Source organism: Aureibaculum sp. 2308TA14-22 (assembly GCF_040538665.1).
In the GTDB taxonomy this organism is placed as follows: domain Bacteria; phylum Bacteroidota; class Bacteroidia; order Flavobacteriales; family Flavobacteriaceae; genus Aureibaculum.
Genome location: NZ_JBEWXT010000001.1, coordinates 1,063,833 through 1,084,012, shown reverse-complemented (window position 1 = coordinate 1,084,012; position 20,180 = coordinate 1,063,833). Strand labels below are relative to the sequence as shown.

Here is a 20,180-nt window from a genome sequence, read left to right as displayed (position 1 = left end):
TAAAAAAGTATCATATAAACTGCATTTGCTACAAGTACCCAAGTATATAATTTTTGCCACGTATATTTTGGTTCTTCAGTCATCTCTTATTTTGAATTATCTCTTTTTCCTACAGAAAGCATATTAGCAAATAACTTATACGCACCAGGTACGCCTGCGGGTAGCTCTCTAAAAAAACTAATACCTGTATATATAAAATGTCCTTTGCCATATTTTGCGACTAAAAGACTTCCTTTTTTAGAAGATTCACCTTTGTCATTCATGGCCAATATTGGCGTAAATTCTTTACTCCATTTATTTGGAAAATATAAACCACGTTCTTGAATCCATCCATCAAAATCTTTAGATTCAATTAAATTAGGTGTACTTAACAATCCATATTTTTCAGATAAAAAACCAACGACAGCATCTTCTTCCACTACCCTATCTCTAGACAGCTTCAACTCGTAAGGTGCAACTTTATCTACTTTTAATCCTCTGCTGGTATTGTACTGTACAATCAAAGTACCACCATTTTCTACATAGTTATGAAGTTCATCTTGATAAAATTTGGCTTGGTTGCTGATATTATATAATCTAATGCCCAATACAATAGCATCGTATTTTTGTAAGTTTGTTGTAGCAATATTATCTTCGTTCAACTCCTCTACCTTATAGCCAATTTGAGTCAAACTTATCGGGACTTGATCTCCTGCCCCTTGAATATAACCAATTAAATTTCCCTTCTTTTTAATGTCCAACCGTACCAATTTAGCTTCTGATGGCATTAAAATAGTTTGTTTAGGTATATGGTCGTAATTAACGTTTATCAATTCTTTGGTGAAAATTTCCCCATCTATTGTTACCATGGGCGACATCAACCCTTCACTTTGCGTGTTTGGAGGTGTTATAGTAAAAACAACTGTTTTTTCGCCACCTTTGTTGGGAATGGTAAAATCTATTTTTTCAGGACTTACCTTCCAATCCGTAGGATAGCATAAATTAACCGTACCAGAAAGATTATCCTTAGTAGATTTTATTATTACAGGTATTTCCTTTGGAGAATTATCCGCAAAAATATTCACTTTATTTGAAATTTTAGCCGTTACTTCGGGTAGTATCTCAAAAGGTTGATAGACCTCTCCTTTTACTGGATCATTATATTTATAGACTATGTTTTTTTGAATATTAATGGCTTGTCCATCAATTATCAAACTAAAAACAGCGGATGCGTTTTTTAACGTTTCAGGATTCCCTATCTGTTTTTTATCTTCAACTTTATACATCCCCAAACTACTAACACCAGTTAACCAATAAGGAGCTGTAAATTTCTCTTTTTGAGAAATATAAAGTTCTTCGGAAGATTTAAAAGATTCATTATTGATTAGGTTAATACTTTTAGCAAACTCTTGAACTCCTAAAGTTGTTTTGTTAGAAGTCACTAAATCAACCGCTAGTAATTCTATAGAAGCGTCACTTCTGTTTATAGCCTCAATATCAATTTTAACTTTTTCATTTAAAGCACTAAGTGGAGTTTCTGCAACGGCTTCTAAGTACAATCCCGCACAAGCGGCAATAATATTTTTAATTTCAGGAAGCTTTAAAGATTTCCAATGTCCATCGGCTAAACCATCAATCAATTTATAAGCCTTTAACAACTCTGGGATACTTTTCGCTGGATTCTTAAAATCATAATTCAATTCCACTTGATTTAAAATATCAGCAATAATTTTACCGCCTTTTACTCTGTTCCAAGAAGTGTCAATACCATCAAAAATGTTTCCATTTTTTGGCATCTTTCCCTTTAAAAACTCTATATATTCTATTTCAGAACCCCTTGAGCCTGTACTACCAAAACCTTGCGATTGGTGCTGACTTCTACTTAACGAAGCTATTTCACTGTTGGACAATCCGCTTGACGGATAATATACCCCCATATCGAAACTTAACAAATTGGATTTATCTGCCTTCTCAAATTTCTCTCGACTACCGTAAAACCACCAAGAGGTATTAAAGAATAAATTTTTGGGCTGCCAAGGCTCGTACAGGTCATGGCTTTTAAAATTACTATCTCCCACCAAACCAAAAGCTTCAAAACTTAGCATAGCCGATGAAGTGTGATGTCCGTGCGTAGTACCAGGCGTTCTATGATTAAAACGATTGATGATTATATCTGGCCTAAATTTTCTGATGATAGAAACTACATCTTTCAGCACCTCATCCTTATTCCAAATGTTTAATGTTTCATCAGGGTGTTTAGAATAGCCAAAATCTTTGGCTCTGGTAAAAAATTGTTCGCCTCCGTCTGTTCTGCGTGCTGCTAATAACTCTTGCGTTCTAATTACGCCCAAAAGCTCCTGTAATTCCGGGCCTATTAAATTTTGCCCTCCATCACCTCTAGTTATAGACAAATAACCAGTTCTGGCTTTTACATGATTAGAAAAATAAGAGATTAATCGTGTGTTTTCATCATCAGGATGTGCAGCTACATATAAAACCGTACCTAAAAAGTTTAGCTTTTTTATAGATTCATATATCTCTGCACTATTGGGTTTATTAGGTTTTTGAGCATTTATAGGAAAAACAAAAAGAAGAAATACTAGTAAAATTACTATTTTTTTCATGGATTTTATGGAGTCTAATTAAATCTTAGGTTCACAAATCTACTTAAAATTTACGATTGTGAATAAAACGGTAAAATTTATTTTTTTCGCTCCTATATATTCGTCTATATTTGTATGCACAATCAAAACCAAGATTTAGATGAAATTTATAGTTTCAAGCACACAACTATTAAAACAACTCCAAGTTTTAGGAGGTGTAATCAATAACAATAACACATTACCCATTTTAGATAATTTTTTGTTCGAATTGTCTAGCAATCAGTTGAAAGTTTCCGCATCTGATTTAGAGACGACTATGACTACGGTTATAGACGCCGAAGCAGACGAAGATGGCACGGTTGCCATCAATGCGAGATTGTTGCTGGACACCTTAAAAACTTTTCCTGAACAACCCTTAACCTTTACTGTTGAAGAAAACAACACGCTTGAAATTAGTTCTGAAAGCGGTAAATATGCTTTAGCCTATGCTGATGGTGAGGAGTTCCCAAAAGCGGTTGAATTGGAAGATCCAAGCAAAACAGTTATTACTAGAGATATTTTAGCAACAGCTATCTCTAAAACTATTTTTGCTTCCGGTAATGATGATTTGCGTCCTGTTATGAGTGGTGTTTTCTTTCAATTTTCAAAAGAAAATTTAACTTTTGTAGCAACTGATGCCCATAAACTGGTAAAATATACCAGAAATGATGTTAGTGCAAGTGAAGTTGCGGAGTTTATAATGCCTAAAAAACCGTTGAACCTATTAAAAAATATATTATCAGGATCTCAAGATGATGTTAGTGTAGAATACAACGATGCAAATGCAAAATTCACTTTAGATAAAACAGTTTTGGTTTGTCGTTTAATTGACGGTAAATACCCTAATTACGAGGCTGTTATACCTAAAGAGAACCCTAATAAATTGACATTAGAAAGAGGCTCTTTTTTAAATTCCGTTAGACGTGTTTCTATATTTTCAAGCAAGACCACACATCAAATACGTTTAAAAATGGCAGGTACAGAATTAAATATCTCTGCTGAAGATATTGATTTCTCAAACAAAGCTGATGAACGTCTAAAGTGTAACTATGAAGGTGATGATATGCAAATTGGTTTTAATTCTAAGTTCTTATCGGAAATGCTTAGCAATTTAGAATCTAATGAAATAATGTTAGAAATGTCCTTGCCAAATAGAGCGGGTATTTTAACACCAATTGATGGATTAGAAGATGGTGAGCATATTACCATGTTGGTTATGCCTGTTATGTTAAACGGTTAATAGTTGTTCAGCATAACCCTTGTAGTAGATTATTGGACATATTTGACTGATTTTAAGACTAATCGGTATGTTTTTTGTTAAAAAAACGGTTTACTATCAATACCTTACCATTTGCTTAGAAAAACCCACTTTTTGTTTATTTTGTTGTAATGCAAAGAAATTTTTAGTACATTAGCAGTCTTAATAGAATCCCCTAAATTCTATTTTTTATCATTTTTTGTGTTTTTAAGATTAATATTATTTTTTAGAATATTATTAATTTTTCGTGTGTAAAAGCGAAGTGTAACTAAAGTAACTCTATGAAAAGAACACTACTCTCCATTTTAACATTCTCGGTATTCTCCTTTGTAGCAGTAGCACAAACTACTGACTACTCAAAGGTTGTTTTTAGCAGTAAAATATATGAATACAAAAATGACGAACCAAGAACTCAAGAACTAGGTATCGATAGGGATTTATTGTCTAGTATTGTCGATAATCTTGGCGATTCCCTATATACTGAAAAGCAAAGAAAAGACATAGTTGATAAAGCATGGTTGGCATTTTCCAACCCTAAATTATTTGATTTTGTATTTAAAGATTTTGCCGTAAAAACCATTAATAATTGGGGGCAAGTAAATGCAAAAGGTGAATTAGTCTTGGAACCCAATCCATATCTTACCGAATGGACTATCAACAGTGATGAATTTCCCTATTTTCAATTGGCTTTAAGCAAAATATTAAACCACTACAATCTTATCACTTATGGTGATGATGCCGAAAGTGTACAATCTTCTTTTAACGAACTGTTAATTACGAAAAATATTAACTTTCAAGACCCTAAAGAAGATGATTGGGCGTATTCTTATTTAGAAACAGTTAATAAAGAACTAGCCCCTAAAGGATTAGTAGCCTTAGTAACCAAAGGTTATTACAATATAATTGTTTGTAAATTAGAAAAGAAAGAAGAAGTTACCAAACTTTTCAAAAAAATTGAATGGGATTTTATTCAACCTTAAATTTTAATAAAAAAATTATACTCAAATAATTAAAAAACCGTTCTTTAGGGAGCGGTTTTTTCCACACAAAACCAAACCAGCTATTAATAATAAAAAATTCATGACAGTATGAAGAACATCATATTACTATGTTTAGCGGTTATTACAGTTAATGTTGAGCTTTGGTCACAACCTGATTATTCTGAAATACGTTTTCACAGTACCATTAAAGAATATAAAAAGGCAAAGCCAAGTATGGAAGGTCTTGAGTTTAAAAAAAGAGATGTAGAAGATATTATTACATTATTGGGCAGTTCTTTCTATAACGAAGAAGAAATTACCGATATAACCGAAAAAGTATGGTTGGCTTTAATAGACCCTAAAAAATTTGATTACGTTTTTAAAGATATTGCTGTACAATCCATTCCCAATTGGAATAAAAAGAATTTCAGAGGAGAAATTGTTATAGAACCTAATCCGTTTTTAGCAAAATGGACCAAAGCTCAGAATGATGTATTGTATTTTAAAGAAGCTTTGGGTCAATTATTAACGTTTTATAAATTAATGGGGTATAGCGAAGATGCTAAAGGCGTAAAAAAGGCATTATCTAATATGCTCCATACAGAAAAATATAGATTCAGATCAATATATCGTGACGATTGGCCAAGCTTTTATTTAAGTTCTTCTAATGCCGCAATAAATTCTAAAGGCTTAACGGCTATGTTATCCAACTATGACTTTTTTGTTTGTAAAACCGATAAAAAAGAAGAATTAGTTGCTCTTTTTCAAAAACTAGATTGGTCTTTTGATATTCCTCAAAAATAAAAATAACCCAATTTGATTAATACTGAAACTCCTTCATTTTGAGGGAGTTTTTTTAGTATCTTCCCCCAATGAATTTCTTAGCACATATTTATCTTTCAGGTGATAATGACGAGCTCAAAATCGGTAATTTTATTGCGGATGGAATTGCTGGAAATAAATATAAAAATTACCCTCAGGAAGTTCAAAAAGGCATATTGTTACATCGGAAAATAGATTCCTTTACTGATGTACATTCCATAGTTCGAAAAAGTAAAAAAAGATTACATCCCAGATATAGACATTATGATGGTGTAATTGTAGATATTTTGTACGACCATTTTTTAGCTAAAAATTGGTCTATTTACTGTAAAACAGATTTGGATGATTACGCTCAGCAGTTTTATGTTTTATTAGAATCTAATTACGACATGTTGCCCGAAAAAATAAAGCAGTTGCTACCTTATTTGATAAAAGGCAATTGGTTATACAATTACAGCACTCTTGAAGGAATAGAAAGTGTATTGATAGGTATGAATAAACGTACTAAAAACAAATCTCAAATGAATTTAGCAATAGAGGATTTGAATTTGTACTATTCTGAGTTAGAAAATGATTTTACCGATTTTTTTGAAGATTTACGAATTTTTTGCCAAGAGCAATTAAATCTTTTACACAATTAACAATAACAAACTGCTGCAACTTTTAACTGTGCTTTAACTTGTATTGCATTAAAATTACAGAAAACGAATTCCAATATCTAATAATTGGTCCTTGAATGTAGATATTTCTCAACCATTTTTCCTATTTTCGCAGTCTCAAAAACCCATCTATTTTTACTATAAAAATTCAAATAATAGTTGGGTTGATTATCTAGATTATGGAAGAAAAGAAATTTGACGTTAATTCACTTATAGGTTTTTTATTATTGGGTGCTATTATGGTTTGGTATATGTACACCAACCAGCCTACACCAGAAGAGCTTGAAAAGCAAAGAACCGAGCAAGTACAAGATTCAATTCAAAAAGCTCAAGAGCAAATTGTCCAACCCAATACTAAGGTTGTTGATTCCACAATAACAACAATAAATCCTACAGATTCAGTAGCATTAGCCAATGCTCAAAGTCAGTTAGGTGCTTTTGCTTATAGTGCTACATTGCCTTCTGCCAAGGATAATGAGACTACCATTGAAAATGACTTATTAAAAATAAAAGTCTCTAACAAAGGTGGCCAAATTACTGAAGTTGAGCTTAAAGACTATAAAACATACAACCAAGAACCATTATATCTGATTAAAGATAATAATGCCAATTTTAATATCAATTTTGCTACAACAGATAATAGAACCCTAAATACCAAAGACCTCTTTTTTGAACCTTCACTGACGAGTAATGGCGAAAATCAGGTGCTTTCTATGAAGTTGAAAGTTTCAAACAATCAGTATCTGGAATACCGCTACGAGATTAAACCTGGAGATTATATGCTCGATTTTGCTATAAAATCGCAGGGTATGGACAGAGCCATAAACACGTCGCAAACGTTGCAACTAGATTGGGATTTAAAAGCGTACCGTCAAGAAAAAAGTTTATACACTGAAAATATGTATAACTATTTTTACTACAAAGCTGATGATGATGTGAGCTATTTAAGTGGTAATGATGATGACGAATTAAAAGATGTAAACTGGGTTGCTTTTAAACAACATTTTTTTACTTCAATTTTAAAAACAGGTACTTCTTTTAGTTCTGCCAATGTTGTTTCAAAAGATTTGGTTGAAGATGAAGAAAAGGATACCATTTTCACCAAACAATACAGCATAATAGCACCATTAGACATGAAAAATGGTGAATTGAATTATGCAATGAATTGGTATTATGGTCCAACAAAATATAATGAATTCAAAAAATATGAAGGAACAGGTTTAAAAGAGGTTGCCGATTTAGGTTGGGGAATCTTTGGATGGATTAACCGAATCATCTTTATTCCTATGTTTACTTTTTTGAGTGCACATATGACTAATTATGGATTGATAATTATTTTAATGACCATTTTAGTCAGAATAATTATGTCTCCAGTAGTATATAAATCTTATCTGTCTAGTGCTAAAATGAAGGTGTTACGCCCTGAAATGCAAGCGATAAACGAAAGGTTAAAAGGTAAAGAAAACGCCATGAAGCGTCAGCAAGAAACCATGGCATTGCAACGAAAAGCGGGTGTTAGTCCACTTGCAGGTTGTATCCCCGCGTTGATACAAATGCCAATATTCTTTGCTTTGTTTCGGTTTTTTCCATCGGAAATAGGTTTACGTCAAAAAAGCTTTTTATGGGCAGATGATTTGTCTTCTTATGATATGATCGCCAAGTTACCATTTAAAATACCTTTTTATGGAGACCACATAAGTTTGTTCCCCATTTTAGCATCTGTTGCCATCTTCTTTTATATGCGTATGACACAAAGTCAACAAATGAATATGCAACAACCTACACAAGAAGGTATGCCAGACATGGGTAAGATGATGAAATACATGATGTACTTCTCTCCTATTATGATGCTTTTCTTCTTTAACAATTACGCCAGTAGTTTAAGTTTATACTATTTTGTATCTAACTTATTAACCATTGTAATTATGTTGGTAATTAAGAGATTTATCATTGACGAAGATAAGATTCACGCTCAAATACAAGAAAACAAAGCCAAGCCTGAAAAGAAAAAAAGTAAGTTTAGACAACGTTTAGATGACGCCATGAAACAAGCACAAGAGCAACAGGCACAGCAGAAAAAGAAAAAATAATTTCAATTAACTATTTATTAAAATCTAAAACCGAGACAATTCGTTACGGTTTTTTTGTGGTAGATTATACCAACTCCTTCAAAACCTGAATCCCTTTATCAATCTCATCCTTAGTATTATACTTACTAAAAGAAAAACGTACGGAAGTATGTTCTGCTTCCTCTCTGGTCAAAATAGCGTTCAGTACATGTGAGCCTTTTGCACTTCCGATTTTGCTAAAATGTAAAAATAATTCTTAGACAGATATAGATAATTACCTAACCTTCAACCAACTATTTCTTCTTTTCTCTACTTTTTTACCAGTTTTTTCCTGTAAATTGGTGCTATATGCTTTGTTTGTATCAAAAATAAATTGTGTTTCTTTTTGCTGACCAAAACGTTTAAAAATTAGCTTTACGGTTTGGTTGGGTTTAAATTGGGCAAAATATTCTGCCTGTTTTGTTTCTGAAGTTATGGGTTTGCCATCCATGGAAATGATTTCATCACCATAAGCCAACCCAGCTTTATATGCCGCACTGCCAACATTGGGATTGGAAACCACTTTAAAATTACGGAATCTAGCTCCTAAACTCAATTCATTTTGTTTGGGTTGTTCAAAATTAACACCAAAAGAAGCTAATAGTGTTTTATAATCTGGCATTTTACTATCAAAAATATAGTTGGAGAAGAAATTTGTTGCAAATTCTTCCCCTGCATAATTACTCAAAACATTTTGTAAATCTCTAACGGTGTATGGTATTTCTGCTTTTCCATGTGTTTGCCAAAGTAGTTTTAAAAAATCGTCGAGATTTTTGTCACCCTCCATATTTCGTAATGATAAATCTAAAGCCAAGCCTAAAACACTTCCATAGGTATAATATGAGATAAATGTATTTTCCCTGTTTACAGGATCAACCGATCTGGCGGCGTCTACAAAAGGTGCTTGATAACTCATTTCAATAGGATTAAAATACTTGCGTGCTGGTGAATTCCATACATAATTAAGTCCTCCATCCAATCCTTCAACATACTGTTTTGGAGTTATCAATCCCGCTCTACATAAAATTAAATTTGTATAATAACTAGTAAAGCCTTCGGCAAACCATAATTCTCCAGACATATTAGCTTCTGTATAGTCAAAAGGTTCTAAAGATTGGGGTCTAATACGTTCAACATTCCAAGCATGAAAAAACTCATGCGAAACCGTTCCAATATTTCTTTCCATACCACCATTGACCAGGCTTCTGGTACTGGTTAAAATGGTAGAATTTCTATGCTCCATACCATCACCAGAGGCATTGGGAATATAGCAAGCCAAAAAAGTATATTCTCCAAAATCAAAATCTGGTAATTCTCCAAAAACAGCTTTTTGAGCCAAAACCACTTTTTTTACTTTTTCAAAATATTCGTCAAGTTTTGCTTCTGTTCCGTTGTGGTGTAATGCAAAATTTACTTTTTGCTCTTTTTTTCCATTATTTACCATAAAACTTCTCACAGAATGATTGCTGACCTCTGTAGGGCTATCCATAAAATAATCCAAATCAGGTGCGTAAAAAGTGTTATTGCCCAAGTTTTTGAGTTGTGTGGCTACTTTCCAATCCAAATCTTTACGTACATTAAAAGTTACGTTAATAGGTCTGTCTTCATAATCAATAGCATACATAAAAGTTGCAGGAATGTTTAAATGGGCGTGTGTTTCATCAATTTGACTATAGGTACCATCTCCCCTATTTCCAAATAAGGTATAAGTGACTTTTACCGTACCATCATGACTACCTATATTCCATTGATGTGGATCAGAACGGGTAACCGATAGTTCATTTCCTTTACTATCCATAGCTTTAAAATTGTACACGTTTTTAGCAAATTCGTGAACGGCATACCTGCCGGGAGAGGTTCTGCTCATACGTAATTGTAATACCTTGTTTTCTAAATTGGTAAATTCGGCTGTAATTTCTGCTTCGTGATGCACAGCATTTTCAAAAGATATGGCGTAATTGTTTGTAGTTTGGCTAAAACCGCTGATTGATAAAAATGCAGTTAGAAGTATAGTAAGAAATGTATTTTTCATTGTAGTTCTGTTAATTATGATTTTTTAAGGTCTGAAATTTGATTAAAAAGTGAAACTTAAAATTTATGAGATTCCTCTCCCGATAGTTATCGAGACCGAAATGACAAGTTTACAAACAAACTGATGCAAAGCATTTAAGAAATCAAATTTCCGTCATTATCCCATTTGGCAATGTCACCACGTTTAGATTGGTCAACGCATTTTGATAACCAAACCTCATCATATTCAAAACCGTGGGCCTTTAATACATCATCAGGTACTCCATCCCATACATTGGGAGTGTTGCCTTTGTATCCTAAATCTTTAATACCCATTTTTGAAGTATAGTAACCTGTTAACGTTAAGTCTCTCATTTTAGAAAAGAATTTTTCGCCTTGTTTATGCTCAGGTAATGCTTTTTTAGGGTAGGCAATTAAGTCGCAAACTACCAATTGTTCCTCAGTTGTACATTTTTTAAATTCTTTACCATAATTTCTGTTACAAAAACTATCTAACCACATTATACCACCTCTTATTGGCATTTGATGGAAAGGTAAATCCTTTGCTATAAATTCTATAAATTCAGGTACTTTAGCATCGGTAGCAGAACCAAAACTGTCGTTTTTTGGCAAAATAATATCACATAAAACAGCAATGGTTTCTAACTCATGTTCATTAAAAAATGTTTCTTCATGTAATCTTTTATCTCTAGCTGCTTCTTCAGGTGTACGTCCGTAAAATGGAGTGTCTTTTGTTTTGGGTAATGCAATTTTAGAACTATCTTCTTTAGGAGCACAGCCTTGTACTGTTAACCCTACGGCAACAGAACCTAACAATAATGACTTAATAGTATCTCTTCTATTCATCATACTATATATTTTGTTTTTTTAGTTCGTCTATAATATAATCGCAAGTCCGCCAAGATAACGCTAAAATAGTCCAAGTAGGATTTTTATCCGCTTGCGAAACAAAAGGACCACCATCTACTATAAAAACATTATCAATATCGTGTAATTGCATGTATTTATTAGTCACTGACTTTTTTGGGTCGTTGCCCATACGTGTAGTACCTACTTCATGAATAATCTGTCCGGGTTTAAGCAAACCATAATCTTTGTCTTCACCAGGTCTTTCTCCACTAATCACTTTTCCGCCCATGGCATCAATAATTTCATCAAAAGTTTTAACCATGTGCTTGGCCTGCAATTTTTCGTTTTGGGACCAAGTATAATTAAAACGTAAAACGGGTATACCCCATTCATCAACCATATCTGGGTCTATTTCGCAATAATTATCTTCTCTGGCTATACACTCTCCTCTACCTGCCATGCCTACAATAGAGCCATAAAATCTTTTAACATCATCCCTAAGTGCATTACCGTAACCACCAACTTCTTCATTAATATATTTATTTAGACCATTAGCATTAAAGCCAAATCCATAAGATGGCATTCCTAATCCACCCCAAACCTCAATATGGTAACCTCTTGGGAAATCCAGTTTTTTATCATTCCCCCACCAAGGAGAATACAAATGCATATTACCTACACCATCTTCGTTATAGATTTTCCGGTTCATTAAATCGGGTATAAACCCAACTCGATCTGCTCCTGTAGAATCATGCAAATATTTACCCACCATTCCACTACTGTTGCCTAACCCATTTTTGTGATTCTTACTTTTAGAGTTCAACAATATTCTGGCAGTACTACAAGCTGAAGCTGCTAAAACGACAACTTTAGCATTGAGCTGATATTCTTTTCTGTCATTTTTATTGATATAGATTACTCCAGTAGCTTTGCCGTCATCATCCGTAACTACTTCGCGAACCATAGCATCAGTAAATAATTTTATTTGTCCGCCAGATTTTTGAGCAGGAAAAATAAGACAAGAACCAGAAGAAAAATCTGCATACACGCTACAAGATCTACTACATTGGTTGCAATAAAAACAAACGCCCCTATCCTCATTAATTTTCTTGGTCAAAATAGATAATCTTGAAGGAATTACCGGAATACCCAATTTTTCTGCACCTTTTTTATAATACATTTCGTGCAATCTGGGTTTTGGAGCAGGTAAAAAGAATCCATCAGGCTCATTGGGAATGCCTTCTTTACTTCCAAAAACACCAATTAGTTTATCAACTTTATCATAATAGGGTTTTACATCGTCGTAAGAAATTGGCCAGTCATCTCCCAACCCATCGTGACTTCTTCGTTTAAAATCCAAAGGACCAAAACGTAGCGAAATTCGCCCCCAATGATTGGTTCTACCGCCTAACATCCTAGAACGAAACCATTCAAATTCAGTTCCTTTTTTTCTGGTGTATGGCTCTCCATCTATTTCCCACCCTCCATAAGCAGCATCAAATTCACCAAAGGCTCTAGTTGTCCCAGCTCCCCTTCTCGGAGACTCATAAGGCCACTTTAATTGATTTTTTTGTTCTAGGTCTGCGGGATCAAAATGTGGTCCTGCCTCAACAACGGCAATGTTAAGCCCAGCTTCTGAAAGTATTTTAGTAGCCATACCTCCACCAGCACCAGATCCTACTATAATTACGTCAAAAACTTCGGGTGATTTCTTTATTTGCATATGCGATAAATGTTTCTCCTCAAATATAGAAAAACTAAACGATATTTTATTTTACAATAACAATAAAATAGTTGTTAAATAGTTTTAATATTGCAAAATAATAGAATTAGATGAACTATATCCTGTATGATGGAGTTGTCCGCAACAACTTATTGCCCTTTACGTATACAAGACCAGTTGCAGATATAAGAGTAGGTATTTTAACCATAAGAGAAAAATGGGAGAAATATTTAGGGCTTACTACCACTACCTTGACCGAAGATTATTTAGAAGAAAAATATCCAATGGTTGAAATGGAAACCAACGTAATGATAAACGCTTCTTTTTTACCTACGGAAAAATTGGCAGTTATGGTGCAGGATTTGCAAGAAAACGAAGCAATCTATTATAAAGATGAAATTGTAGCTTTTTTTACAATAGAAACACAAGAAGAAGTCGATTTTCAATCATACACTCCTATTATTTATGATGAGGAACTATTACAATTAAAACGTGTTAGCGATATTTTTTCGTTAAATGCTAAAGCTATTCAATACGATTTTAATTTACTTACTAAAGATAGAAAATCTGAACCTATACCTAATACCGTAAATTGTATTAATAAGGGAAATATCTTTATTGAAGAAGGTGCTAAAATGGACTTTGTTACTCTAAATGCTTCAGAAGGTCCGATATATATTGGTAAAAATGCAAGCATTTGGGAAGGCTCAGCTGTAAGAGGACCATTGGCTCTCTGTGATAATGCAGTTATTAAAATGGGTACAAAAGTTTATGGTGCAACTACATTAGGCCCTTTTACTAAGGTTGGGGGTGAATTGAGTAATGTTGTAATATTTGGATACTCTAGTAAAGGACACGATGGGTACTTAGGGAATTCTGTAATTGGTGAATGGTGTAATTTAGGTGCGGACACTAATAATTCTAACTTAAAGAATAATTATGCCCATGTTAAGTTGTGGGATTATGAAACTGATCGTTTTGAGAGCACAGGCCTACAATTTTGTGGCTTAATGATGGGCGACCATTCTAAATGCGGTATTAATACCATGTTCAATACAGGAACCGTTGTAGGTGTTAGTGCAAATGTCTATGGTAGTAATTTTCCTAGAAATTTTATCCCATCGTTTTCTTGGGGAGGAGCGTCTGGTTTTGTAAGTTATAGAGTAGACAGAGCTCATGAAGTTGCCAAAATGGTAATGCATAGAAAAAATATGGTGTACAGTAAACAAGACCAGCGTATTTTAGAACGTGTTTTTGACCTTACCAAAAAGTATAGACACTACTAAAAAATTACGCTAAAGTATAACGTAATTAATAAAATAACACCCCTCTTCTATTTCTTAAAAGTTTAAAAACACCCTTTTTTAAACTTTATCTAGAACTTTTTTTACTTTTCATTTATTTTACTATTTTTAAGTTAAAAACTTAAATTTCAGGAGTTTAAATTGTATTTTATGTTCCAAATCCTTAAAAAATGTGTTAAATATTCCTTAAAATAGTACTATTTATAACATAGTACTGTAACAAAAAGATTTGATGCTCGTCTATTAAGTGTAAATCAATTAAAAACAAACAGAAATGAGAACTTTAAAAAATCAAGTAAAATTAACTTTAGGAAACGCATCTAGTTGTATTTGGAATACAAAAAGACGTTACAACTAAACAAAAGAAAATTAACAATAAATCTAAAAAACAAAATTATGAGAACTTTAAAAAATCAAGTAAAATTAACTTTAGGAAATGCATCTAGTAGTATTTGGAATAAAAACAGACGCTACAAATAGATTAAAACAACTAACCTTAAAAACTTTAAATTATGAACACATTACTAAAAACAACGACAGAATCGTGTAGAAATACACTCTTTTCACCAACAAAAATTAGTAAAAGATTATTGTGGACCAATTATAGACAATATAGTTATTAATTAAATATGAAAAGTCTTCTAACAAACGAATAAAGATAAGCCTTAATCGACTTATCTTTTTTTTGTATCAATTTTAAAATCAATAAATCATTTGTCTTTAGAGTCTGGAACAGGATCATAACCACTTCTACCCCATGGATGACAACTAAAAATTCGTTTTATTGATAACCATCCACCTTTAAAGAGTCCATGCTTTTGTAAAGCTTCAACCGTATAGTGAGAACAGGTTGGTGTAAACCTACAACTTGCAGGCGTATAAGGTGAAATAGCTGTTTGGTAAAACCTAACCAGCAAAATAAACGGATATGAAAGTATTTTTTTTATTTGTAATATAATTTATAACGAAAAAGTAGTGCCGTCTTTGCCATCTTTCAATTGCACACCAGCTTCCGCCAATTGATCTCTAATTTGATCTGATAGCTCCCAGTTTTTATTTATTCTAGCATCGTTACGCATATTAATTAATAGTTCTACAACATTATTTAATTTTTCTGAATTATCTATTACTGTTACGTTTTCTAGTCCTAGTACATCAAAAATAAATGTATTAAAAATAGATTTAAAAGTTTCCAAATCATCAGATGCTAGCGTCTCTTTTTTCTCTATTAAAGTGTTTATTATTTTTACGCCTTCAAAAAGTTGGGCAATGAGTATGGGGCTGTTAAAATCATCATTCATAGCATTATAACAACTTTGTTTCCAAACTTCAATATCCACCGTAGATGTTTTGCCTTCGTGAATATCTTCTAACTGATTAACAGCATTCATTAATTTATAATACCCTTTTTCTGATGCTTCTAATGCGTCACTAGAAAAGTCTAACACACTCCTGTAATGTGCTTGCAACATAAAAAAACGGGCTACAGTTGCTGGAAATGGTTTATTTAAAATAGTATTGTTACCTGTTATTATTTCGTCAGGCAAAATATTATTTCCAGTTGATTTTGCCATTTTCTTTCCATTTAAAGTCAACATATTTCCATGCATCCAATAACGAACTGGAGATTTACCTTTACTGGCTTGTGCTTGTGCTATTTCACACTCGTGATGTGGGAACTTTAAATCCATTCCACCACCATGAATATCAAACTGCTCCCCTAAATATTTGGTACTCATAGCAGTACATTCTAAGTGCCAACCTGGAAAGCCATCGCTCCAAGGTGAAGGCCAACGCATGATATGTTCAGGTTGGGCTTTCTTCCACAACGCAAAATCTTGTGGATTTCTTTTTTCTGATTGCCCATCAAGAACTCTTGTATTATGAATAGCATCTTCTATATTCCTTCCACTTAAAATACCATAATGCTCTTTTTCATTGTATTTTAACACATCAAAATATACGGAACCATTAACTTCATAAGCCAATCCTTTATCAATAATTGTTTTAATAATTTCAATCTGTTCAATTATATGTCCAGTTGCAGTTGGTTCTATACTAGGTGGTAAAAAATTAAATTGATTTAATACATTATGAAAATCAACAGTATATTGCTGGACAACTTCCATCGGCTCAATTTCCTCAAGCCGAGCTTTTTTAGCAATTCTATCCTCTCCAACGTCAGCGTCATTCTCTAAATGCCCAGCATCCGTAATATTACGTACATAACGAACCTTATAGTCTAAATGTTTAAAATAACGATATACCAAATCAAAAGACATAAAAGTACGCACATTACCCAAATGGACATTGCTATATACAGTTGGTCCACAAACATACATACCAATATAACCTTCTATTAAAGGAATAAAATCTTCTTTCTGATTAGAAAGTGAATTGTAAACTTTTATTTTTTGTTGTTTATACAACTCCATAAAAACGTTCTTTTTTGAAACCATAAAGGTAACAACATTTTATGTACTAAAAAACCTCTAAATTTTAAAAACTTAGAGGTTTAATTGAGTTAGTTTACTTAAAATTTAATTAGGGAAACTTAATGTACCATATTTAACATCCATTTTAAATTTAGCATCTTTTGGAGCTCTAATAGTTATTGTCCTTTTTACTTTTATTTTTTCTCTGTCTGCCAATACGCCCATTATTATATTTCGTTTTTTGTCAACTTCTGCTTTACGGTTTCCAACTTTTCCGTTTATAATAATTCTTCTTTCATTTGCACGCTCCTTATGTTGTGCCAATTGTTTCTCCATCAATTTTTTACGCTCTTCTGCATGCTTTTTACGTTCTTCAGCCATTTTTTTTAATTCAGTTTTTAAAACAGCCTTATGTTCTTTTGCTTTTTTAGCATCTTTTTCCCATTTAATTTTATTCTTTTCTAAATTTTCCTCCATTTCTTTTTGCCATTTTTTTAAATAGCCTTTGTCTTTTTTATATTTTTCATAATCAAATTTAGGTAGCTTATGGTCAAAATGAAAATCGAAATCTAACATTACGGGTGCCTCGGCAACTTCTGGTAGCACCAAAATATCATTTAAAGAGTGTAACCGATCATTTAGGTGGTGTAATTCAACTTCGGGAAAGTCGAAGTCAAAGTCAAAGTCATGATGTTGCTGTCCATTAATAATAACGTTTTTACCATTTGAGGAAAATAAGTAGTTAGACACACCTGTAGATCTTGATGAAATTTCCACTTCGCTTTTATTGCCAACTGCTTTAAACTTCCAGTTGTCCAAGATTTTTTCAGCCTTTTCTTTCTCTACCCCTTCTATTTCTATAATGGCTTCAATACTTACTTTATTCTTGTTCCATGTTTCAATTTTCACATCCGCATTTCTAGTATTAACGTCTATCACCACACCTTTGTTTGTATTGAATTCTTCATTATAAGTTCTACGATGGTTTTCCTTTTGAGCAATTAGACTTGTACTAATAAATAAGATTAATACTGCTATTTTATATTGTATTCGTTTCATTTTGTAATGTTTTATTTGTTTTAATTTCTGAAAGTTTATCTTTTAATTCTAGTAATAACTGTAAGCGTAATTGCAAATTATTGATTAAGCCATTGACTATTTTTTCGTTAATGTCATCAGTAATTAATTTTTCACTTAACACTTTATACTCTTCTGTTAATAGTGCTACTTTTTCGAGATAGGCATCTAGTAGTTCTTTATTATCTTCATTTGCTTCAATACCTAAGAGTTCATAATTTATTGCTGTAACATAGCTATTCTCTATTTGCTTTAATTCTGGTGAAATTTCAGCTAAGTCAATTCTTTCGTTAATACTATCTGGTTGAATCTTATTATTTTGTATTAAAAAATATCCAACACTTATTAAAACCAAAATAGAAGCTGCTATTTTTAAAAACCCATAATTTTTCTTTTTTTTCGGCTCTAGCTTTTGCAATCTATTTTCAAATCGCTGTCTATGGTTTAATGGTAATTCTAACTTTTCAGTTGAATTCTCTTTTAATATGTCTTTTATATCTTTAAGCATAATCTTTTTGTTTTAGCAATTGTTTCAATTTATTTTTTGCTCTAAATAATTGTGATCTAGAAGTTACTTCGCTTATGTTTAGTATTTGGGCAATTTCTTGATGGTCGTAACCTTCCAATAAAAATAACTTCAACGTAATTTTATAATTTTCTGCCAATTGTTCAATGGCATAAAGTATTTGATCTATTGAAATAGAAGGATGTACTTTCCAATTATCCTCATCCGTTAATTGTAAATGATTTTCATTTATTTCTACAATTTTTAGTTTTCTCCTTTTTAAATAATCTAAACATTGATTTACCACTATTTTTTTTAACCAAGCTCCAAACGACACACTTTCATTAAATTGATTTAACTTCTGAAATGCCTTGATAAAAGACTCCTGCATCATATCTTCAGCCACTGCTTTATCTTTTGTAAAGTTAAATGCCGTTTTAAACATTGCATCACAATACAAATCATAAACTTGCATCTGAGCTTTTGAATTATTGTTTTTGCATTTCTTGATTAAATCAGCATGCAAGTACTTGGTTTGATTCATTCTAGCTATTCTTCTGTATTAAATACGACTAAAAAAATGTAGTGTTGCACTTTTGTAAAAATATTATTCTAAATTTACGACAATAAGTTTTTATTGCTTCAAAAGATGAGTAAACAAAAAATAGAAAATAATAAAAATACAAACTTGACAGATGAAGCTGCAGTCAAAAAAATTAAAATAGTTAGGAGTAAATTACCATCTACTGAAGTTTTTGTTTATAGCATTAGAAAAGGAAATATTAGCTATTTGAGCCGAGCGATTACTTTAGTAGAAAGTACAAAAGAAGAACACCAAAAAAAAGCAACTGAAATTTTAAAAGGTTGTCTTCCTTATGCAACTAATTCTGTTAGAATTGGTATAACAGGTGTACCTGGTGTTGGCAAAAGTACTTTTATTGAATCTTTTGGATCTTATACCGTAAAGCAAGGAAAAAAAATTGCCATTTTGGCTATAGATCCTAGTAGTACAATCAGTAAAGGAAGTATTTTAGGAGATAAAACCCGTATGGAAAAATTGGCAAACAATCCTAGCGTTTTTATTCGTCCTTCACCAGCTGGAGAATCCCTAGGTGGTGTAGCCAGAAAAACGCGTGAAACTATTCTATTGTGCGAAGCAGCTGGTTTTGATACTATAATTGTTGAAACTGTAGGTGTAGGTCAATCGGAAACCGTAGTGCATTCTATGGTCGATTTCTTTCTACTGTTAAAATTAGCAGGTGCTGGTGATGAACTACAAGGTGTCAAACGCGGTATTATTGAAATGGCCGATGCCATTGTCATTAATAAAGCAGATGGTGATAACATGCAACATGCTAAACTGGCTAAAGCTGAATTTTCTAGAGCATTACATTTGTATCCGCCAAAAAAAAATGGTTGGCAGCCTAAAGTCAGTACATGCAGTTCATTAGAAAATGAAGGTATAAAAGAAATTTGGGAAATTATCAACAACTATCTTCAACTCACTAAGTCAAATACTCATTTTGAGCAATTACGTAGTTTACAAAATAAAAAATGGGTGTTAGAAACCATTAATGAGGAATTAAAACAACAATTTTACAGTAATCCTAAAATTAGAAAATTGCTTGAAAATGTACTTAACAAAGTTGAAAATAAAAAATTGTCACCATTTGAAGCTGCAAAAATGGTGCTGAGACAAATATAAAAATAGAGAGGCACTAGCGGAATGGATTCATAATGGGCTATTGGTTGATTTTGATGAGCGTAAAAAATAAATATCTTTCGGATTTAAACAAGAACAACTATTT

At 32.5% G+C, this 20,180-nt stretch carries 16 protein-coding genes; 7 read left to right on the top strand and 9 right to left on the bottom strand.

Going from position 1 to position 20,180, the window contains the following annotated elements; genetic code table 11:
- Positions 1–86: 86 nt before the first annotated feature.
- Complete coding sequence (locus tag U5A88_RS04820; protein ID WP_354204250.1) at positions 87–2,603, bottom strand: PIG-L family deacetylase; 2,517 nt, start codon at positions 2,601–2,603, stop codon at positions 87–89.
- Positions 2,604–2,742: 139 nt separating this feature from the next.
- Between U5A88_RS04820 and dnaN the strand changes: the two genes are divergently transcribed.
- From dnaN to yidC, 5 genes are all read left to right on the top strand, one after another.
- Complete coding sequence (gene dnaN / locus U5A88_RS04815) at positions 2,743–3,861, top strand: DNA polymerase III subunit beta (protein ID WP_354204248.1); 1,119 nt, start codon at positions 2,743–2,745, stop codon at positions 3,859–3,861.
- Positions 3,862–4,160: 299 nt separating this feature from the next.
- Positions 4,161–4,859 carry a DUF6630 family protein gene (locus U5A88_RS04810; protein ID WP_354204247.1) on the top strand — a complete coding sequence of 233 codons (699 nt, stop codon included), beginning with the start codon at positions 4,161–4,163 and terminating at the stop codon, positions 4,857–4,859.
- 108 nt (positions 4,860–4,967) lie between these two features.
- Positions 4,968–5,663 (top strand): hypothetical protein, encoded by a 696-nt coding sequence (locus tag U5A88_RS04805; RefSeq protein ID WP_354204246.1) that lies wholly within the window; start codon positions 4,968–4,970, stop codon positions 5,661–5,663.
- Positions 5,664–5,731: 68 nt separating this feature from the next.
- The gene (locus U5A88_RS04800; protein WP_354204244.1) at positions 5,732–6,322 is read left to right on the top strand and encodes an acyl carrier protein phosphodiesterase; all 591 of its coding nucleotides are present in this window, start codon (positions 5,732–5,734) and stop codon (positions 6,320–6,322) included.
- 197 nt (positions 6,323–6,519) lie between these two features.
- Positions 6,520–8,430 carry a membrane protein insertase YidC gene (gene yidC / locus U5A88_RS04795; RefSeq protein WP_354204242.1) on the top strand — a complete coding sequence of 637 codons (1,911 nt, stop codon included), beginning with the start codon at positions 6,520–6,522 and terminating at the stop codon, positions 8,428–8,430.
- 253 nt (positions 8,431–8,683) lie between these two features.
- Here yidC and U5A88_RS04790 read toward each other — a convergent pair whose 3' ends face one another.
- The 3 genes from U5A88_RS04790 to U5A88_RS04780 form a co-directional block, all read right to left on the bottom strand.
- Positions 8,684–10,480, bottom strand: coding sequence for a M61 family metallopeptidase (locus U5A88_RS04790; protein ID WP_354204240.1), 1,797 nt, complete (start codon positions 10,478–10,480; stop codon positions 8,684–8,686).
- A gap of 134 nt (positions 10,481–10,614) precedes the next feature.
- Complete coding sequence (locus tag U5A88_RS04785) at positions 10,615–11,328, bottom strand: gluconate 2-dehydrogenase subunit 3 family protein (RefSeq protein WP_354204238.1); 714 nt, start codon at positions 11,326–11,328, stop codon at positions 10,615–10,617.
- Position 11,329: 1 nt separating this feature from the next.
- Positions 11,330–13,051 carry a GMC family oxidoreductase gene (locus tag U5A88_RS04780; protein WP_354204236.1) on the bottom strand — a complete coding sequence of 574 codons (1,722 nt, stop codon included), beginning with the start codon at positions 13,049–13,051 and terminating at the stop codon, positions 11,330–11,332.
- Positions 13,052–13,161: 110 nt separating this feature from the next.
- Here U5A88_RS04780 and U5A88_RS04775 point away from each other — a divergent pair, with 110 nt between their 5' ends.
- Complete coding sequence (locus tag U5A88_RS04775) at positions 13,162–14,337, top strand: GlmU family protein (RefSeq protein ID WP_354204234.1); 1,176 nt, start codon at positions 13,162–13,164, stop codon at positions 14,335–14,337.
- Positions 14,338–15,065: 728 nt separating this feature from the next.
- On the opposite strand, the gene yidD is transcribed toward U5A88_RS04775, so the two are convergent.
- The 5 genes from yidD to U5A88_RS04750 form a co-directional block, all read right to left on the bottom strand.
- Positions 15,066–15,302, bottom strand: coding sequence for a membrane protein insertion efficiency factor YidD (gene yidD, locus U5A88_RS04770; protein ID WP_354208134.1), 237 nt, complete (start codon positions 15,300–15,302; stop codon positions 15,066–15,068).
- Positions 15,303–15,314: 12 nt separating this feature from the next.
- The gene (cysS, locus tag U5A88_RS04765; RefSeq protein ID WP_354204232.1) at positions 15,315–16,790 is read right to left on the bottom strand and encodes a cysteine--tRNA ligase; all 1,476 of its coding nucleotides are present in this window, start codon (positions 16,788–16,790) and stop codon (positions 15,315–15,317) included.
- Positions 16,791–16,895: 105 nt separating this feature from the next.
- The gene (locus U5A88_RS04760) at positions 16,896–17,849 is read right to left on the bottom strand and encodes a hypothetical protein (RefSeq protein WP_354204230.1); all 954 of its coding nucleotides are present in this window, start codon (positions 17,847–17,849) and stop codon (positions 16,896–16,898) included.
- Positions 17,830–18,375: a hypothetical protein gene (locus tag U5A88_RS04755; RefSeq protein ID WP_354204228.1), complete on the bottom strand. Its 546-nt coding sequence runs from the start codon at positions 18,373–18,375 to the stop codon at positions 17,830–17,832. Before U5A88_RS04755 ends, U5A88_RS04760 begins: the two co-directional genes overlap by 20 nt.
- Positions 18,368–18,916, bottom strand: coding sequence for an RNA polymerase sigma factor (locus U5A88_RS04750; protein WP_354204227.1), 549 nt, complete (start codon positions 18,914–18,916; stop codon positions 18,368–18,370). Before U5A88_RS04750 ends, U5A88_RS04755 begins: the two co-directional genes overlap by 8 nt.
- Before the next feature lie 105 nt (positions 18,917–19,021).
- Here U5A88_RS04750 and meaB point away from each other — a divergent pair, with 105 nt between their 5' ends.
- Positions 19,022–20,077 (top strand): methylmalonyl Co-A mutase-associated GTPase MeaB, encoded by a 1,056-nt coding sequence (meaB, locus tag U5A88_RS04745; protein WP_354204226.1) that lies wholly within the window; start codon positions 19,022–19,024, stop codon positions 20,075–20,077.
- Positions 20,078–20,180: the final 103 nt, after the last annotated feature.

Coding starts and splice junctions, on each gene's coding strand:
- U5A88_RS04820 (WP_354204250.1), bottom strand. CDS start 2,603: ATGAAAAAAATAGTAATTTTACTAGTATTTCTTCTTTTTGTTTTTCCT.
- dnaN (WP_354204248.1), top strand. CDS start 2,743: ATGAAATTTATAGTTTCAAGCACACAACTATTAAAACAACTCCAAGTT.
- U5A88_RS04810 (WP_354204247.1), top strand. CDS start 4,161: ATGAAAAGAACACTACTCTCCATTTTAACATTCTCGGTATTCTCCTTT.
- U5A88_RS04805 (WP_354204246.1), top strand. CDS start 4,968: ATGAAGAACATCATATTACTATGTTTAGCGGTTATTACAGTTAATGTT.
- U5A88_RS04800 (WP_354204244.1), top strand. CDS start 5,732: ATGAATTTCTTAGCACATATTTATCTTTCAGGTGATAATGACGAGCTC.
- yidC (WP_354204242.1), top strand. CDS start 6,520: ATGGAAGAAAAGAAATTTGACGTTAATTCACTTATAGGTTTTTTATTA.
- U5A88_RS04790 (WP_354204240.1), bottom strand. CDS start 10,480: ATGAAAAATACATTTCTTACTATACTTCTAACTGCATTTTTATCAATC.
- U5A88_RS04785 (WP_354204238.1), bottom strand. CDS start 11,328: ATGATGAATAGAAGAGATACTATTAAGTCATTATTGTTAGGTTCTGTT.
- U5A88_RS04780 (WP_354204236.1), bottom strand. CDS start 13,051: ATGCAAATAAAGAAATCACCCGAAGTTTTTGACGTAATTATAGTAGGA.
- U5A88_RS04775 (WP_354204234.1), top strand. CDS start 13,162: ATGAACTATATCCTGTATGATGGAGTTGTCCGCAACAACTTATTGCCC.
- cysS (WP_354204232.1), bottom strand. CDS start 16,790: ATGGAGTTGTATAAACAACAAAAAATAAAAGTTTACAATTCACTTTCT.
- U5A88_RS04760 (WP_354204230.1), bottom strand. CDS start 17,849: ATGAAACGAATACAATATAAAATAGCAGTATTAATCTTATTTATTAGT.
- U5A88_RS04755 (WP_354204228.1), bottom strand. CDS start 18,375: ATGCTTAAAGATATAAAAGACATATTAAAAGAGAATTCAACTGAAAAG.
- U5A88_RS04750 (WP_354204227.1), bottom strand. CDS start 18,916: ATGAATCAAACCAAGTACTTGCATGCTGATTTAATCAAGAAATGCAAA.
- meaB (WP_354204226.1), top strand. CDS start 19,022: ATGAGTAAACAAAAAATAGAAAATAATAAAAATACAAACTTGACAGAT.